The organism is Aeromonas sp. AE23HZ002T15 (assembly GCF_054165525.2).
The window spans coordinates 649,870-665,739 of record NZ_CM201342.1 but is presented as its reverse complement, the minus strand read 5'-3'; the positions used below and the strand labels follow the sequence as shown (position 1 = coordinate 665,739).

At 57.5% G+C, this 15,870-nt stretch carries 12 protein-coding genes; 6 read left to right on the top strand and 6 right to left on the bottom strand.

Annotated elements, in window-relative coordinates:
• Positions 1-44: 44 nt before the first annotated feature.
• The 4 genes from ydiJ (at position 45) to ACT5M9_RS02915 (ending at position 6,311) form a co-directional block, all read left to right on the top strand.
• On the top strand, positions 45-3,116 hold the full coding sequence (gene ydiJ, locus ACT5M9_RS02930) for a D-2-hydroxyglutarate dehydrogenase YdiJ (protein WP_457978085.1): 3,072 nt from the start codon (positions 45-47) through the stop codon (positions 3,114-3,116).
• On the top strand, positions 3,116-3,604 hold the full coding sequence (locus ACT5M9_RS02925) for a hypothetical protein (RefSeq protein ID WP_457978087.1): 489 nt from the start codon (positions 3,116-3,118) through the stop codon (positions 3,602-3,604). The genes ydiJ and ACT5M9_RS02925 overlap by 1 nt, the downstream gene beginning before the upstream one ends.
• 152 nt (positions 3,605-3,756) lie before the next feature.
• Positions 3,757-4,218 (top strand): hotdog fold thioesterase, encoded by a 462-nt coding sequence (locus ACT5M9_RS02920; RefSeq protein WP_457978089.1) that lies wholly within the window; start codon positions 3,757-3,759, stop codon positions 4,216-4,218.
• Positions 4,219-4,397: 179 nt separating this feature from the next.
• The gene (locus ACT5M9_RS02915) at positions 4,398-6,311 is read left to right on the top strand and encodes a DEAD/DEAH box helicase (protein WP_457978091.1); all 1,914 of its coding nucleotides are present in this window, start codon (positions 4,398-4,400) and stop codon (positions 6,309-6,311) included.
• A gap of 595 nt (positions 6,312-6,906) precedes the next feature.
• Here ACT5M9_RS02915 and ACT5M9_RS02910 read toward each other — a convergent pair.
• Together ACT5M9_RS02910 and rnt are read right to left on the bottom strand one after the other, a co-directional pair.
• Positions 6,907-8,229, bottom strand: a complete 1,323-nt coding sequence (locus tag ACT5M9_RS02910) for a Na+/H+ antiporter family protein (RefSeq protein WP_457978093.1) — start codon at positions 8,227-8,229, stop codon at positions 6,907-6,909.
• A 279-nt stretch (positions 8,230-8,508) separates the two neighbouring features.
• Positions 8,509-9,165, bottom strand: a complete 657-nt coding sequence (gene rnt, locus ACT5M9_RS02905) for a ribonuclease T (RefSeq protein ID WP_438548465.1) — start codon at positions 9,163-9,165, stop codon at positions 8,509-8,511.
• 204 nt (positions 9,166-9,369) lie between these two features.
• Here rnt and ACT5M9_RS02900 point away from each other — a divergent pair, with 204 nt between their 5' ends.
• Positions 9,370-10,245, top strand: coding sequence for a flagellar protein MotY (locus tag ACT5M9_RS02900; protein WP_438548464.1), 876 nt, complete (start codon positions 9,370-9,372; stop codon positions 10,243-10,245).
• Between the two features lie 171 nt (positions 10,246-10,416).
• Here the strand turns inward: ACT5M9_RS02900 and suhB are convergent, their stop codons facing one another.
• On the bottom strand, positions 10,417-11,220 hold the full coding sequence (gene suhB / locus ACT5M9_RS02895; protein ID WP_438548463.1) for an inositol-1-monophosphatase: 804 nt from the start codon (positions 11,218-11,220) through the stop codon (positions 10,417-10,419).
• A gap of 200 nt (positions 11,221-11,420) precedes the next feature.
• Between suhB and ACT5M9_RS02890 the strand changes: the two genes are divergently transcribed.
• Positions 11,421-11,882 (top strand): hypothetical protein, encoded by a 462-nt coding sequence (locus ACT5M9_RS02890; protein WP_457978096.1) that lies wholly within the window; start codon positions 11,421-11,423, stop codon positions 11,880-11,882.
• Positions 11,883-11,982: 100 nt separating this feature from the next.
• Here ACT5M9_RS02890 and ACT5M9_RS02885 read toward each other — a convergent pair whose 3' ends face one another.
• The 3 genes from ACT5M9_RS02885 to ACT5M9_RS02875 form a co-directional block, all read right to left on the bottom strand.
• The gene (locus ACT5M9_RS02885) at positions 11,983-12,282 is read right to left on the bottom strand and encodes a hypothetical protein (protein WP_457978098.1); all 300 of its coding nucleotides are present in this window, start codon (positions 12,280-12,282) and stop codon (positions 11,983-11,985) included.
• 5 nt (positions 12,283-12,287) lie between these two features.
• Entirely contained in the window at positions 12,288-12,578 is a 291-nt protein-coding gene (locus tag ACT5M9_RS02880) for a hypothetical protein (RefSeq protein ID WP_457978100.1), read from the bottom strand.
• A 64-nt stretch (positions 12,579-12,642) separates the two neighbouring features.
• Positions 12,643-15,711 carry a pyocin knob domain-containing S74 family peptidase gene (locus ACT5M9_RS02875; RefSeq protein ID WP_457978102.1) on the bottom strand — a complete coding sequence of 1,023 codons (3,069 nt, stop codon included), beginning with the start codon at positions 15,709-15,711 and terminating at the stop codon, positions 12,643-12,645.
• Between the last annotated feature and the right edge of the window lie 159 nt (positions 15,712-15,870).

Below are 15,870 nucleotides of genomic sequence, written 5' to 3'. Positions count from 1 at the left end.
TCGCCGGCACTCCGGCATCAAGCAAAGGAAGGGAACAAGGATTCATGATCCCGAGACTCGATTACCAGGACAGTTTGTCACCCACAACCCTGCAGTTCCTCGATGTGTTGGGACGCAGCGCATTTCGTGGTGATATCGAAAAGTCTTATGCAAGCCGGTTGGCGATGGCGACGGATAACAGCGTCTATCAGGTTATTCCAGAGGCGGTCCTCTATCCGCGCAGTGCGGACGATATTGCGGTGATGCTCGGATTGGCCCAGGAGAACGCCTACGCCAGCTTGAGTTTCTTCCCTCGCGGCGGCGGCACCGGCACCAATGGCCAGTCTCTGGGCGGCGGCATTATCGTCGATCTCTCCCGCCATATGAACCAGATCCTGGAAATTAATCTGGAAGAGGGCTGGGTGCGTGCCCAGGCCGGGGTGGTGAAGGATCAGCTCAACGCCTACTTGAAACCCCACGGCTACTTCTTCTCGCCGGATCTCTCCACCTCCAACCGCGCGACTCTGGGCGGCATGGTCAACACCGATGCCTCCGGCCAGGGGTCGTTGGTGTACGGCAAGACCTCGGATCACGTGCTGGGCCTCAAGGCGGTGCTGGAAAACGGTGACATCATGGTCACAGAGCCGGTCAATGGCTCCCGCCTCGAAGACAAGCTGGCACTGGAGAGCCGGGAAGGGGAGATCTATCGCACCCTCTATCGCATCGGCAAGGAGCGGCGCGCCGACATAGAAGCCACCTTCCCCAAGCTCAACCGCTTCCTCACCGGCTACGATCTCAAGCACCTCTATCAGCCCGATACCGACACCCTGGACGTCAGTCGGGTGCTGTGCGGCTCGGAAGGCTCCTTGGGCTTCATCACCGAGGCCAGGCTCAACATCACCCCCATCCCGCGCTACCGGACGCTCGTCAACGTCAAGTACGACAGCTTCCCGTCGGCGCTGCGCAACGCCCCCTTTATGGTGGAGGCCCACGCCCTCTCGGTGGAGACGGTGGACTCCCGGGTGCTGGGACTGGCCCGGGCCGATATCATCTGGCACTCGGTCAAAGAGTTCATTCAGGAGGTGCCGGGCAAGGATCTGCAGGGGCTCAACATCGTCGAGTTTGCGGACACCGACGAAGGGGAGCATCAGGCCAAGGTGGCCGAGCTGTGCCGGCGCATCGACGCGCTGCTGGCCAAGGGGGAGGCGGGGGTCATCGGCTATCAGGTGTGCAGTCATCTGCCGAGCATCGAGACCATCTACGCCATGCGCAAGAAGTCGGTGGGGCTGCTCGGCAACGCAGAGGGGCGCAAGAAGCCGGTGGCCTTCACCGAAGATACCGCCGTGCCGCCCGAGTCACTGGCCGACTTTATCATGGAGTTTCGCGCCCTGCTGGACGACCATGGCCTCGACTACGGCATGTTCGGCCACGTGGATGCGGGGGTCCTGCACGTGCGCCCGGCGCTCGACCTGTGCGACCCGGAGCAGGAGGTATTGCTGCGGCGCATCTCGGATCAGGTGGTGGCACTCACCGCCAAATATGGCGGCCTGATGTGGGGGGAGCACGGTAAGGGCTTCCGCTCCGAATACAGCCCCGCCTTCTTCGGTGCGCTGTGGGAGGAGCTGCAGCGGGTGAAGGGGGCCTTCGACCCCCAGAACCGCATCAACCCCGGCAAGATCTGCGTGCCCTATGGCAGCGGCGCCGAGCTGGTGTCGGTGGACGGGCCCAAGCGCGGCAAGTTCGATCGCCAGATCCCCATCGCCGTGCGGGAAAGCTATACCCGGGCGCTGGATTGCAATGGCAACGGCCTCTGCTTCACCTTCGAGACCGATTCCCCCATGTGCCCCTCGGTCAAGATCAGCAAGGACAGGCGCCACTCTCCCAAGGGGCGGGCCGGGCTGATGCGCGAATGGCTGCGCCAGTTGGCGGAGCAGGGCTTCGACCCCCTGAGCGAGGAGATCGCGCTGCAAAGCGGCGGTCTGCGCATCAAGGCTATCGTCGACAAGCTGCGCAATACGGTGGCCCGCGCCCGTGGTCAGTATGACTTCTCCCACGAGGTGATGGAGGCGATGGAGGGGTGCCTCGCGTGCAAGGCATGCACCAGCCAGTGCCCCATCAAGGTGGATGTGCCGAGCTTCCGTGCCCGCTTTATGCAGCTGTACCATGGTCGATATTTGCGGGGCCCCAAGGATTACTTCGTCGGCACTGTCGAAAGCTATGCGCCCCTGCTCGCCAAGGCGCCGAGACTGGTGAACTTCTTCCTGGAGAAGGAGTGGGCCCAGAAGGCGAGCGAGAAGAGCATCGGCATGGTGGACGTGCCGCTGCTCTCGGTGCCGACTCTGGCCGAGGAGCTGCGGGATCACAAGGCCCGCTACTTCGATCTGGCGGGTCTGGAGGCCATGAGCCCAGAGCAGCGCAAGAAGGTGGTGCTGATCGTCCAGGATCCCTTCACCAGTTATTACGACGCACCCGTGGTGCGGGATCTGGTGAAACTCGCGAGCAAGCTCGGACTTCAGCCTTATCTGCTGCCGTTCAAACCCAACGGCAAGCCCCAGCACGTGAAGGGCTTCCTGCGCGCCTTCGCCCGCACCGCGGCGAGCGGCGCCCAGTTCCTGAACAAGATGGCGGCCCTCGGCATCCCCATGGTGGGGGTGGATCCTTCTCTGGTGCTCTGCTACCGGGATGAGTATGCCAAGGCCCTCGGCCCCGCCCGTGGCGACTTCCAGGTGATGCTGCCTCAGGAGTGGCTGCTCTCCTTGCCAGCAGACAAGTTACCCGCCCCTGAGACTCGCGCGACCGGACAAGGGGAGGGGGAGCCCTGGTATCTGTTCGCCCACTGCACCGAGAAGACCGCCAAGCCCTCCACCCACGGCGACTGGGGCACCCTGTTCAGCCGCTTTGGCGCCAGGTTGCAGCCGGTGTCTGTGGGTTGCTGCGGCATGGCGGGCACCTATGGCCATGACGCCAAGCAAGTGGAAAACTCCAAGGGCATTTATGGCCTCAGTTGGGCCGAGCCTCTAGCGCGTCTACCCAAGGAGCGCTGCCTCGCCACCGGTTACTCCTGTCGCAGCCAGGTGAAGCGAATGGAGGGGGAGAAACTCAAGCATCCGCTGCAGGCCCTGCTGGAACTGCTCTGATGTTGACCCTGCCCAAACGGTTTCGGGTGCCGCAAGCCTATCGGCGCCCCAACCTGCTGCTGTTGCCGGTGAGCCCCGCCCAGGCGGTGGTAGAGTTCGTCGCCATCTTGCGCGAGCGCGAGCAACTGCATCAGTTGTTTCGTCCGGACGATCTCTGGCCTTCCGCCCACTTCAGCCTGAGTCAGCACGAGGCGGATCTGGAGTGGCAGCGCTCGGAGTTCCTGGCCAAGCGCTCCTTCGCCTACGGCCTCTGGAGCCCGGAGCGGGAACCCGAGTTTTGGGGGGGCGTCTACCTCTACCCCTCCGTGCTGCCGGAGGTGGAGGTGGAGCTCTTCTTCTGGAAGGTGGCCGACGCCCCCCTCGGCGATGCCGAGCTCGAGGCCGAGCTGCGCGACTGGCTTGGGAAGGTCTGGCAGTGGCGATCACCCCGTCTGCCGGGGCGGGACACCCCCTGGGATGAATGGCCAGGGGTCACCTACCCCTGGTGAAGGGGTTTATCCCCGCCGAGTCCTGTTTGTCTCAAGATGCCCCGATATCGGGGCATTTTTCTTGTCCCGTTTTGCACCGGCCCCGGCAGTTTTGTTAAGGTCTTCGGCAACTCATTGATCACGTTCACTCATCACACAGGAATCCGCTCGCCATGAGTCAAGAGAACACCGCCATCTGGCGCAGGCCCATGAGCCTGGAGGGGCTCAACGCCAGCTCCCGCAACACCCTGATGGCCCACCTCGACATCCGCTACACCGCCTTCGGGCCCGACTGGCTGGAGGCGACCATGCCGGTGGATCACCGCACCCATCAGCCGCTCGGCATGCTGCACGGCGGCGCCTCCGTGGTGCTGGCGGAGACGTTGGGCTCCTTGGCGGCCAACATGGCGGTGGGGGCGGACAGCTATTGCGTGGGATTGGAGGTCAATGCGAACCACCTGAGGGCCAAGCGGGAAGGGGTGGTGACCGGGCGCTGCTCCCCCTTGCATCTGGGGGCGACTACCCAGGTGTGGCAGATAGAAATTCGCGACGAGCGGGGGCGTTTGCTGTGCACCAGTCGGCTCACCATGGCGGTGCTCAGGCACAAGCAGGACAAGGGATCCGGCGAGAAGTGATCGGCAATAACGCACCATGAGCGAAAAATAAGCAAGCCATAGTCGCGAGATCCCTCTATAATTGCCAACGTCTTGAGAGGCTTATCACATTTTTCAAGACAGCAGAACAAAGTGGCGCTATAATCGCCGCCTTTTGCTATTCCGCGGTGTTAGCCGCCTGCCTTAATCTGGAAGAATCTATGTCTGATACCGAACAACTGCCCCTTTTTAGTGAGCTTGGACTGGCCGCGCCCGTATTGAAAGCGCTGCAGGACGTGGGCTATGAGCGCCCGTCTCCCATCCAGGCCGCAGCAATCCCCCACCTGATGGCGGGACACGATCTGCTGGGGCAGGCACAAACCGGTACAGGGAAGACCGCTGCTTTTGCCTTGCCTCTGTTGTCTCGTCTGGAAGCTGGTAACCGTAACACCCAGATCCTGGTGCTGGCGCCGACCCGCGAACTGGCTCTGCAGGTGGCCGAGGCGTGCCAACGCTACGCCCACCACATGCCCGATTTCCACGTGCTGCCCATCTATGGCGGCGCCTCCTACGAAACCCAGACCCGCGCCCTGCGTCGTGGGGCTCAGGTTGTCGTCGGTACCCCGGGCCGCGTGATGGATCTGATCCGTCGCAAGAACCTGGACCTCTCCGGTCTGAAAGCCCTGGTGCTGGATGAAGCGGACGAAATGCTGCGCATGGGCTTCATCGACGACGTGGACTGGATCATGGATCAGTGCCCGGCCGGCCGTCAGGTAGCCCTCTTCTCCGCCACCATGCCGGAGCAGATCCGCCGCGTGGCCCAGAAGCACCTGAAGCAGCCCAAAGAGATCAAGATCGCCTCCAAGACGGCTACCGCTACTACCATCCGCCAGCGCTACTGGCAGGTGACCGGTCTGCACAAGCTGGACGCCATGACCCGTCTGCTGGAAGTGGAACCCTACGAGGCCCTGCTGGTCTTCGTGCGCACCAAGAATGCCGCCGAAGAGCTGGCCGGCAAGCTGGCCGCCCGTGGTCACGCCTGTGAAGCCCTGCACGGCGACATCCCGCAGAAGCTGCGTGAGCGTACCGTCGACAAGCTGCGTCAAGGCCAGCTGGACATCCTGATCGCCACCGACGTGGTTGCCCGTGGTCTGGACGTCGAGCGCATCACCCACGTGGTGAACTACGACATCCCCTACGACACCGAATCCTACGTTCACCGTATCGGCCGTACCGGCCGTGCCGGTCGCAAGGGTGAGGCCATCCTGTTCGTGGCTCCCCGCGAGCGCCGCATGCTGCGCGCCATTGAGCACGCGACTCGCCAGGCCATCGAGCCGATGAAGATGCCAAGCACCGAGGACATCAACCAGCACCGTCTGGCCAAGTTCAAGGAGCGCATCCGCGAGACCATGATGGGTGAGGAGCTGGAGATCTATCACAACCTGGTGAACGAGCTGATCCAGGAAGACTCCGCCGATCCGCTGGAACTGGCTGCCGCCCTGGCCAAGCTGGTGCAGGGTGATCAGCCGCTGCTGCTGGATGACTCCATCCCGGATCCCCTGTTCAGCAACAACAACGATCGTGGCGGCTTCGAGCGCCGTGACTTCAACGACCGCGGTGGCCGCGAGTTCAACGACCGTGGTCCCCGTGATTTTGGCGACCGTCCGGCCCGTCGCATGCCGTCCCTGGAACCCCGTCCCCTGAAGGACAACCCGGACGTGGAGATGGAGCGCTACCGCGTGGACGTGGGTGCCCATCACGGCGTCAAGCCGGGTCAGATCGTGGGTGCCATCGCCAACGAGGCGAACATCGAGAGCCGTTTCATCGGCAACATCGACATCGCCGATGACTTCTCCACCGTGGACTTGCCCAAGGGCATGAGTGCCGAGGTGCTGGAAGTGATCAAGAAGGCCCGTGTCTGCCAGCGTCCGCTGCAGATCGCCCGCTACACCGAAGTGCCGGCCGGCAGCAACACCGCCCCCCGTCCGCCCCGCAGCGACCGTCCCTTCAACAAGGAACGTCCTTTCAACAAGGATCGCCGTCCCCAGGGTGACCGTCCCTTCAACAAGGGCGGAGAGCGCCGTGAAGGTGGCTTCAACAAGGATCGCAAGTTTAGCAAGCGCCGCGACAGCTAAGCCCGTATCGCACTGAAAAAGACCGCTCATGGAGCGGTCTTTTTTTATGGGCGCTGATCAGGGAGAAAATCCAGGGAGTAGCTGACAAGATATGGCCGGATTTTCTGGCCTCAGGACCCCGGGGATAGTCTCGGCAGGGAGCGGGGGGTTACCTTGTAGGGCTCAGAGACATGGTGCTGCGGGATGGCGAGGAAGGGAGGGTGGACAGGCTGGGGGCTATGGCAGTGTTGGTGCTGGCGGTGGAGAAGGGTTCTTTCTCGGTGGTGGCCAGGTTTTGGGGTTGGGCCAACCCGCGGTGTCCAAGCTGATTGCCCAGCCGGAGGCCCGTCTGGGAAGGTCTCAGTTGTTGTGATCGACCCTGACCTGATCCCAATCGGGGGGGGGGGGGCCTGCACCGGGGCGAACGCTTGACCGACCCTTGTGAGGGGCCTGCCCGAGTTGCAGCCGAGAGTCACTCATTGCCCGGCGGAATAGCTGTGATGGCGTGGGAACTAGGTTGCCAGCGGGTCTCTGAACCCGTCTGAGGCTCCTTAAATGAGAAGAGGCGACCCTGGGGTCGCCTCTTGCATTGCATCTGCGTTGCCAGCCGCGTGCCTTAGAGCACCATGGCGGCAATCCAGCCGAAGACGATGAGAGGGATATTGTAGTGGATAAAGGTGGGCACCACGCTGTCCCAGATGTGATCGTGCTGGCCGTCGGCGTTGAGCCCCGAGGTGGGACCCAGGGTCGAATCCGAGGCGGGGGAGCCCGCATCCCCCAGGGCGCCGGCGGTCCCCACCAGGGAGATGGTTGCCAGGGGGGAGAAGCCGAGGTGGAGGCAGAGCGGCACATAGATGGTGGCGATGATGGGCACGGTGGAGAAGGAGGAACCTATCCCCATGGTGATGAGCAGGCCCACCAGCAACATCAGGAAGGCGGCTATGCCCTTGTGACCGGCCATCATGCCGGAGACGGCCTGCACCAGGCTCTCGACCCCGTGGGTCTCCTTCATGACAGCTGCGAAGCCGGCGGCGGAGATCATGATGAAGCCGATGAGGGACATCATGCGCACCCCTTGGGTGAAGGCATCCTGGCTCTCGCGGAACTTGATGACGCCGCCGCAGGTGAAGATGACGAAGCCCGCCAGCGCCCCCAGTACGATGCTGTTGGTCATCAACTGCAGCCCCAGTGCCACGGCGATGGCCAGCAGGGCGACCCAGATGTGGCTGAGGTTGAGATCCACGGTTTCCGGCTCGGCGGCCAGGATCTTCTCCAGATCGTACTGGCGCGGCTTGCGGTAGCTGAAGAAGACGGCGATGAGCAGGCCGACGAACATGCCAAACACCGGGATGGCCATGGCCAGCGGCAGCTGGCTGTGCTCCACCGGCACCCCGTTGTCGATCAGGTTCTTGGCCAGGATGTTGTTGAGGAAGATGCCGCCAAAGCCCACCGGCAGCAGCATATAGGTCGCGGTCAGGCCGAAGGTGATGACGCAGGCCACCTGACGGCGGTCGATCTGCATCTGGGCCATGACGTGCAACAGCGGCGGGATCAGGATGGGGATGAAGGCGATGTGCACCGGGATCAGGTTCTGGGAAGAGATGGAGACCCCCAGTACCGAGGTGAGCAGCAGGGTCTTGACCCAGAGGATGCGTGAACTGCTGGCATCCTTGCCGAGCTGGCTGATCACCTTGCGGGCGAGCAGGTCTGTGATGCCCGAGCGGGAGATGGCCACGGCGAAGGCCCCCAGCATGGCGTAGGAGAGGGCGATCTCGGCGCCGCCCCCCAGACCACCGCTGAAGGTGCTGAGGGTGTGCTCCAGCGAGAGGCCGCCGATGAGGCCGCCGACGATGGCGCCGATGGCGAGGGAGACCACCACATTGATCCGCAGCAGGCTGAGCACCAGCATCAGCGCCACCGCGATAACAACAGGATTCATTTGATTTCCTTATAGTATGTGTTGCTGTCTGTCTTCTGAAAGGCAGTTAGTTTGCGAAAAATGTGACAAATGTCGAGAAAAAAATCGCCTAAAACCGCTAGTCGGCAGCATCTTGTGGCACAACCTTGATCGGGGCCAGGATTTGGCCTCGCTCTGGCGCGTGCGCCGCCGGCCGCGGGGTGCTGGCCAAACCAGATGGACGAGCCCGGGTTTGGAACACGCCTGAAAACAGTCAGGCTGCCATGGGGCAGCCTGAGTGTCTGGATGCATATCCATGCATTACTCGGCGTCGTCCGCCGTCTCGTCCGCCTCGGCGGGGGGCCAGCCCCCCAGGCTCTTCCAGCGGTTGACGATGTAGCAGAAGAGATCCGTGGTGCGCTCGGTGTCATAGAGGGCGGAGTGAGCCTCTTTATTGTCGAACGGGATCTTGGCGCTCTGGCATGCCTTGGCCAGCACCGTCTGCCCCAGGGCGAGGCCGGAGAGGGCGGCGGTGTCGAAGGTGGCGAAGGGGTGGAACGGATTGCGCTTGAGGCCGGCCCGCTCGGCGGCGGCGGTCACGAAGCCGTGATCGAAGGTGGCGTTGTGGGCCACTATGATGGCGCGGCCGCAGTCCTGCTCCTTCATGCCCTTGCGCACCCCCTTGAAGATCTCGGTCAGTGCCTCTTTCTCGCTGACGGCGCCCCGCAGCGGGTTGAAGGGGTCGATGCCGGTGAATTCCAGCGCGGCCTTTTCCAGGTTGGCCCCTTCGAACGGCTCGACGTGGAAATGGAAGATCTGATCGGGCACCAGCCAGCCTTCCTCATCCATCTTGAGGGTATGAGCGGCGATCTCCAGCAGGGCATCGGTACGGGCATTGAACCCGGCGGTTTCTACATCGATGACGACGGGGTAAAAGCCACGAAAGCGGCCCTTGAGGGTGTGAACGGCGTCGGTCATGGTATCTCGGTCGGCGTGAATGTAAGGGCGCATTATGGCAAAAAAGCCGGCCCTTGTCCCTCCCGCGCAAGGCGTTTCTCCCCGGGCTCGGCCCGGGGGGACCATGTTGTCTGCCGAGCTTTCTCCCCGCCCACCACTTTTAGTTGCTAAAGCTTGCCTGCCCCCTGCCGATAGTTAATCCGAGATCGTATGGAGGGCAAGCCGTTGAATGCTTGGGTGTTAGGGTTGGTCAGCATATCCGTGAGTATGCAGTTGCAGGCTGGGGTCACCGAATTTGGTGCCGGCCTGGATCAATCCGTCTGGCGGCTGACCTCGGACTCCCAGGTGGAGTGCCGCCTCGAACACCCCATTCCCCGCTGGGGCACGGGATCCTTCGTGAGCCGTGCCGGTCGCAAGATCAATCTGGACTTCGAGCTGAAGGGGCAGCGCCCCCAGGCCCGCACCCAGACGGTGAGCCTCGGCATCATGCCCCCCAGCTGGCGTCCCGGGGTGTCCGGTCGGCAGATAAGCCAGCTGCAGTTCTACCAGCAGTTTGACGGCCTGGTGGCCGGCCAGACCGCCTGGACCATGCTGGACGAGCTGGAGGGCGGGCGCATGCCGACCTTCCAGTATCGAGACTGGTATCGCCAGGACAGGCCGGTGCGGGTCTCCCTCTCCTCGGTCAACTTCCGGGTCAAGTACCAGGCCTTCATGGACTGCCTGACGGGCCTCCTGCCCTACAGCTTCAACGACATCGCCTTCAGTGTGCTCTCCTACGACAAGAACAGCGACCAGCTGTCGCCGGCATCGAAGCGCCGGCTGGCGATGATCAGCGAGTATGTGAAGGCGGACAAGAGCATAGACGTGGTGGTGATCGACGCCTACAGCGACAGCTATGGCGGCCGCTGGCCGAACCAGAAGCTCTCCGAGAAGCGGGCGGATGCCATCAAGCAGGTGTTCGTGGATCTGGGGATAGAATCTGGCAAGATCTCGGTGGAAGGGCACGGGGAGAAGCAGCACGTGGCGTCCAACGAGACGGAGGGGGGCAGGGCCAAGAACCGGCGTGTGGTGATCAACATGGGGCGTAACGGCACCATCTGACTCGTATGCTGAGCGGTAGCGTCAGTCTATCGACTTATGCGATGAACATGGGTTCGGTGAAATATCATGCCACCATCGAGGCACCATCTTCCCCATCTCCTTTCCCGAATGACGGACATAAAAAATGCCAGCCGGCTGAGCCGACTGGCATTTTTTCAATGCTGAGCGAACTTATTTAGCCAGGGATTCCGGCAGGTGCTCGCGGATCTTGCCGAGCATCTCTTTCAGGACGCGGGGGTTGGCGACGACCATGTTGCCGGAGTTCTCGTAGTTGTGACCACCCACGAAGTCGGTGACGATGGCACCGGCTTCCTTGGCCAGCAGCTCACCGGCGGCGGTTTCCCAGGGCTTCAGGCCGATTTCCCAGAAACCGTCGATGCGACCGGCGGCCACGTAGGCCAGATCCAGGGCCGGAGAACCGGCACGGCGGATGTCGGCACACTCGATGAACATGCTCTGGAACATCTTCAGGTAGGGCTCGATGTGGTGCTTCTGTTTGAACGGGAAGCCGGTGGCCAGCACGGTGCCGGCCATCTCGCGGGCCTTGCCCACACGGATGCGGTAGCCGTTCAGCTGAGCGCCGTTACCGCGGGTGGCGGTGAAGAGTTCGTCGCGAATGGGATCGTAGACAACGGCTTGTTCGGTCTTGCCTTTCACGCGCAGGGCGATGGAAACGGCGAAGTGCGGAATGCCTTTGACCAGGTTGGTCGTGCCATCCAGTGGGTCGATGATCCATTGGTAATCCGGATTGGTACCGGCAATCTCACCAGACTCTTCAGCCACGATGCTGTGTTCCGGGTAAGATTTTTTGATGGTGTGAATGATGGCCGCTTCGGCGTCGCGGTCAACGTTGGTCACGAAGTCATTGCTGCCTTTCTGGATAGCCTCGATGTTCTCGGGCTGGGAGAAGGCTTTTACTACAACTTGACCGGCGTTGCGCGCAGCGCGCACGGCGATATTCAGCATCGGATGCATAGGTTCACCACTGGATGTTAAAGAACGGGGGATAAAAGGACGCGATATCTTACCAAGATATTCTGGAATGGCAACCATTGCCGATGCCAATCGTCAGATTAATAACTGCCAGATCTGTCGGTTCCAATAAAGGCCTATCATGGGCTAGTCTTATCGCGACAGCCGCATAACAGGCTGTGGTGAGCATAGGGAAATGAACCATGAATCTGTCATTAGTCAGTCAGAAACCGTTAGCCGCAAACGCACAGGGAGTGTTGGCAGCATTGCGCGCCTCTAATGGATTTGATCATTACTTCAATGAAGTACGAGTGGCACAACCTGGTCAGTGGCAGCCGGGGGCCCAGGAAGTGGCCATCTTGCTGCTGGAGGAGGGGGACGCCGCCTGGCCCGCATTCAGCTGGCCGAGTGACAACGGTGGCGGGCTGGGATTGCCCGTGTTGCCGCTGCTGGTCCACAAGCAGAGTGACGGGGCGACCCTGGCTGGACCGGATGTCCGGGATCCGCACCTCTACTTTGTCTCCAACGGCATAGTGCTGGATGAAGCCGAACTCGCGGATCCCGCCTGTAGCCGCGTTCTGCAGAGCAAGCTCGAATCCTACTTCCCCCTGCTGTCCCGCCTCACCCTGCTCCGGCAGCGCCAGCCCCAGGGGCTGTGCAACTAGGCTCCCCCTCCTGGTGGACTGTTCAAACGGCGCAATATTTGTCATAAGGAACAGGTAAGGGTTTTGCGACAAAAAGGCCCCAGTACTGGGGCCTTTTTTGTTACTTAAACTTGTCTTCCAAGATTGTACTGAGACGAACCATCGTTCTGTTCAGCTCTTGGATGCTCTCATTGAGCCGATCCATCTTGGCATCAGTACTGTTCTGTCTTGCCTCAATGGCATCAAGACGAACACCAATACGTACATCTTCTTTATCTAGTGTTTGGATTTTGTTGTAGTGTGACCAGATACGTTTTTCATGTACTTCTATCTGTTTGTATCCAGCATAACCAGATGCAATGATACTTATGATCACAATGATTGCTTTTAGGTCTAGAAACCCCTTCAATTTCTCAAACATTGTACTTACCCAATCACCCGAATCCGGCCATACACAAGTACAATTGTATCTCCCTCTGCGGTGAGTGCAGTTACCTTGTATTCATAATCACCCTTCTTGAAGTTGCTGGTATTGGCAATGAGTAATTCAATCTCAGTTTCCAGTGCTTCTACTTTCATCTTGGTTACTCTGTTTCCAGTACCAACCCAAAATGAACCATCACCTGTGATACTCTCAAACTCTTGTAGTTCTTCTCTTGATATTCTCTTTCGGAAAGTACCACCACTTACCATGGAATAGCTCTTTACTTTTGACATATAAAACCCTTTATTATTGTTATGTATTTTGTATTTATGGAATGGCCACAAATGTGACCCGTTCTTAATGCAACTTACTCTTGATTGCAGCAATCTCAGCCATGAGTAAATCAATGGTCTGTTGTTGAGTGTCAATTAGATTACCCTGTGTCTTAACTATCTCATGTAGTTCATTCACAGCCCCAGCAGTTAGAGTTGCAACACCAGTGACAGATACTGTTAGGTTCTCAATCTCATTACCTTCTGCATCAACCAATCCGCCACCTTTACTTGTGTTGGTGGCATCTGGAAGAACTGCATTCACTTCCTGAGCAATCACACCAACCTCACGACCCTCAAAACCATTCTTGATGTAACTATATGCACCAATGGAAGATAGTTTACCTAGACAGTTATCAAGTGGTTTTACATCACTCTTCAATCTGAGGTCTGAGTTATGTTGGAATGAGTTTGCATACACATCACCACTAACTGTCATTCTTGGGGCAACGAAGGTGATCCAATCATTTGCCCCTGGACTACGTGAGAACTGAATAACGCCATTGGGTTTTAACAACCAATGAATGGACGCCCCTGCATCATTGGTATATCCAATGACATATGAGGTCTCATCAAAGTTTGGTGTGATGTATGAGCCTGTGTAGTGCTCCCCACCCCATTGACCGGGATAGTTGTACTGAGCTGAGGTGATGCCAATTAGATTACCACTATCAACTGCCATTCGTTCCCGATAGAAACTCGCCTCACCCTGTGCTGCCCAACCCCGTCTAGTTTCGTTAGAACTTCCAAAGCGACCATCTCGATAGATGCGGGCGGCGGGTCTGCTGTTTGTGTTTGGGTTTGCATTTGCGGGGTTTGAGAAGATCATGACTGACTCATTCTCAAGACTTAGCCGCATACTTGGGACAGTGGCAGTGTGTTTGACCCATGCCGTGCCATTGTAGTATTCCCCAGTACTTAGGAATGAACCACTGGGGCCATCCATGAATGCATATCTATTTGAACTTAGACGACTATCACCAGTTGTGTATCCCTCCACTCTCATCACACCACCAAGCTCAATTTTGTTTCCAGTTAGAGATAGGTTTGAGGATGTGATGGTTAATGCCTCAGTGGCAGTTCCACCAATACTGAATGTCCCAGTTGTGGTATCACGAGTAATGAGATTTGTGTTGGCATTACCTGTTCCAAGACCACTACTGTATAGACCATGGGATGTTCCATTATCAAAGAGGAATAGACGACGACCACTCCGATCAACACCAATCTGAGGTTCAGTACTGGTCCCGCGATCAACACGAACATTACCACTGAATACCTGACCCGCAATATCTGCCTTCTTGGCAAGTTCGGTGTCTGTATATGTCTTGTCTGCTTTCTTTAGAAGTTCAGCATCAACATATGTCTTATCGGCTTTCTCACCTAATTCAGTATTGACATAGGTTAAATCTGATTTCTTCAATAACTCAGCATCAACATAGGTCTTATCTGCCTTTAGTACTAGTGATGAGTTGACATATGATAGGTTTGCCTTCTTGGCCTCTAAATCAGCAACCAGACCATCGACATAATCCTTCCGAGTACTTGAGTTAGTGGCAGTACTTTGTGCTGTCTTCTGTAGAAACTCATCTGCTAACACCTGACCAGATACAACATCAACAATCTTTGATTTATGACTAAACCGAATACCAATTGCATTATCCATTGTTAGTGTCGTTCTGGCATCTGCATTTGAGAGGTCTCGTGCCTGAAGATATAGACGGCCATTTGGCTTGGTGGGATCATCAGTCTGAACTACCTGACCATGGATACTTGCAATGGTAGAACCATTAGTATGAGGATCATAATCACCCACACCAACACGGAAATTCATATCACCAACTGAATACACACCACCCACTGCGGTATCTGTTTTGTAGTGCTGACGAGCCAGAGCAGTATATGCACTTGCTGTACTTGTTGCCGTGCCAAGACGAAGAACACCAGTTCTATATAGATTGGTTGAGCCGAACTGACCACTCTCAATCCATGGGCTCCATATTGAGCCATTGAAGGTTCGGGTTAGTTCATCAGTTCCATCATAGGTCGCACCACTATCTTTTCGAATTCGTGTGTACTTCTGAGTTAGGAGGTTATCGAAGGTACGCTGACGAACCTCAAGCATTCCAGTATGTCCAACTGGCGTGGCACTTCCTGTGTTATCAATTCCATTTAACCATGTGTTCTGGCACATGTAGATGCCACTGGTACGAGCTAGATTGAAATCACGAACACCACCAGTTGTGGTTATGGCATCTGGCATTGTTCCAAGACCAGCACCCCAACCAGCAGTGAGATCTTTATTATTGGATGAGTACTGAACTTCCCAGTTACTGAACGTCCCATTGAAACTAGTACGAGTCCAGATAACACCAGTACTGCGGACGATAACCATCTGATTAAAGGTAACGGTATTGAATGGACTAACAATGAGAGTACTACCACTGTTTGCACCACTTGGGCCATTGATGGTTGCACCAATGATGGGATATGTCCCTGCCTTGAGGGCCTTGTTACAGTCATTATCTGGAATGACCGTGAATGAACCCATTGCCCCCAAATCATCAATTGTTGGCATGTTCCCACGGTGCAGAATGTCATAGTTATTGGAACCCCAAACAACACGAGGATTCACACCCTGAGCCATGGAGAACCGGAGCATGGAGAGGGGAGTGCCATACCAACCACTAAGCATTAGAGATTGGTCAGTGGTGGTTTTATCCATCTTCCCTGACTGAAGATAACCAGTTTGCCCACTGAACACCTGCCGCATTCCATAACCGTTGACATCTTGTACTTCAATACCAGTGCTTGCAATCAACCTTGGCAACATCAAATTGCCCGCCATGGCTTGATCACCAGTCTTCTTAACTGTGTTGGCAACTGTTGCTGCTGCCTCAGCAGCAGATGCCTTTGCCTCAATGGCTGCTTGAACTGCGGCCTGATATGCAGCAGTGCCAATGTTTGTATCTTGAACTACCACTACCTTTGTTGTCTTTGTGCCAATGCCACTGTAATCACTAATTGCAACAGCAGTTGTGTTCTTAAGTGCAGGTAAGTTTGATAGTTCAGTAATTTGTACTTTGAAACCCATAAAATCCCTTATTGTTATAATTATTATGTTTATGGTATTTATTGAGTTAGTACTGAAATGAAAAGGCCCAGTACCGTTAAGTACTAGACCTTTAATTATTATTTTCGATTACCTAGATTGCGTAGTATCTCAAGTACTATTGTAAGCCAGTCTTTACTG

Coding starts and splice junctions, on each gene's coding strand:
- ydiJ (WP_457978085.1), top strand. CDS start 45: ATGATCCCGAGACTCGATTACCAGGACAGTTTGTCACCCACAACCCTG.
- ACT5M9_RS02925 (WP_457978087.1), top strand. CDS start 3,116: ATGTTGACCCTGCCCAAACGGTTTCGGGTGCCGCAAGCCTATCGGCGC.
- ACT5M9_RS02920 (WP_457978089.1), top strand. CDS start 3,757: ATGAGTCAAGAGAACACCGCCATCTGGCGCAGGCCCATGAGCCTGGAG.
- ACT5M9_RS02915 (WP_457978091.1), top strand. CDS start 4,398: ATGTCTGATACCGAACAACTGCCCCTTTTTAGTGAGCTTGGACTGGCC.
- ACT5M9_RS02910 (WP_457978093.1), bottom strand. CDS start 8,229: ATGAATCCTGTTGTTATCGCGGTGGCGCTGATGCTGGTGCTCAGCCTG.
- rnt (WP_438548465.1), bottom strand. CDS start 9,165: ATGACCGACGCCGTTCACACCCTCAAGGGCCGCTTTCGTGGCTTTTAC.
- suhB (WP_438548463.1), bottom strand. CDS start 11,220: ATGCATCCGATGCTGAATATCGCCGTGCGCGCTGCGCGCAACGCCGGT.
- ACT5M9_RS02890 (WP_457978096.1), top strand. CDS start 11,421: ATGAATCTGTCATTAGTCAGTCAGAAACCGTTAGCCGCAAACGCACAG.
- ACT5M9_RS02885 (WP_457978098.1), bottom strand. CDS start 12,282: ATGTTTGAGAAATTGAAGGGGTTTCTAGACCTAAAAGCAATCATTGTG.
- ACT5M9_RS02880 (WP_457978100.1), bottom strand. CDS start 12,578: ATGTCAAAAGTAAAGAGCTATTCCATGGTAAGTGGTGGTACTTTCCGA.
- ACT5M9_RS02875 (WP_457978102.1), bottom strand. CDS start 15,711: ATGGGTTTCAAAGTACAAATTACTGAACTATCAAACTTACCTGCACTT.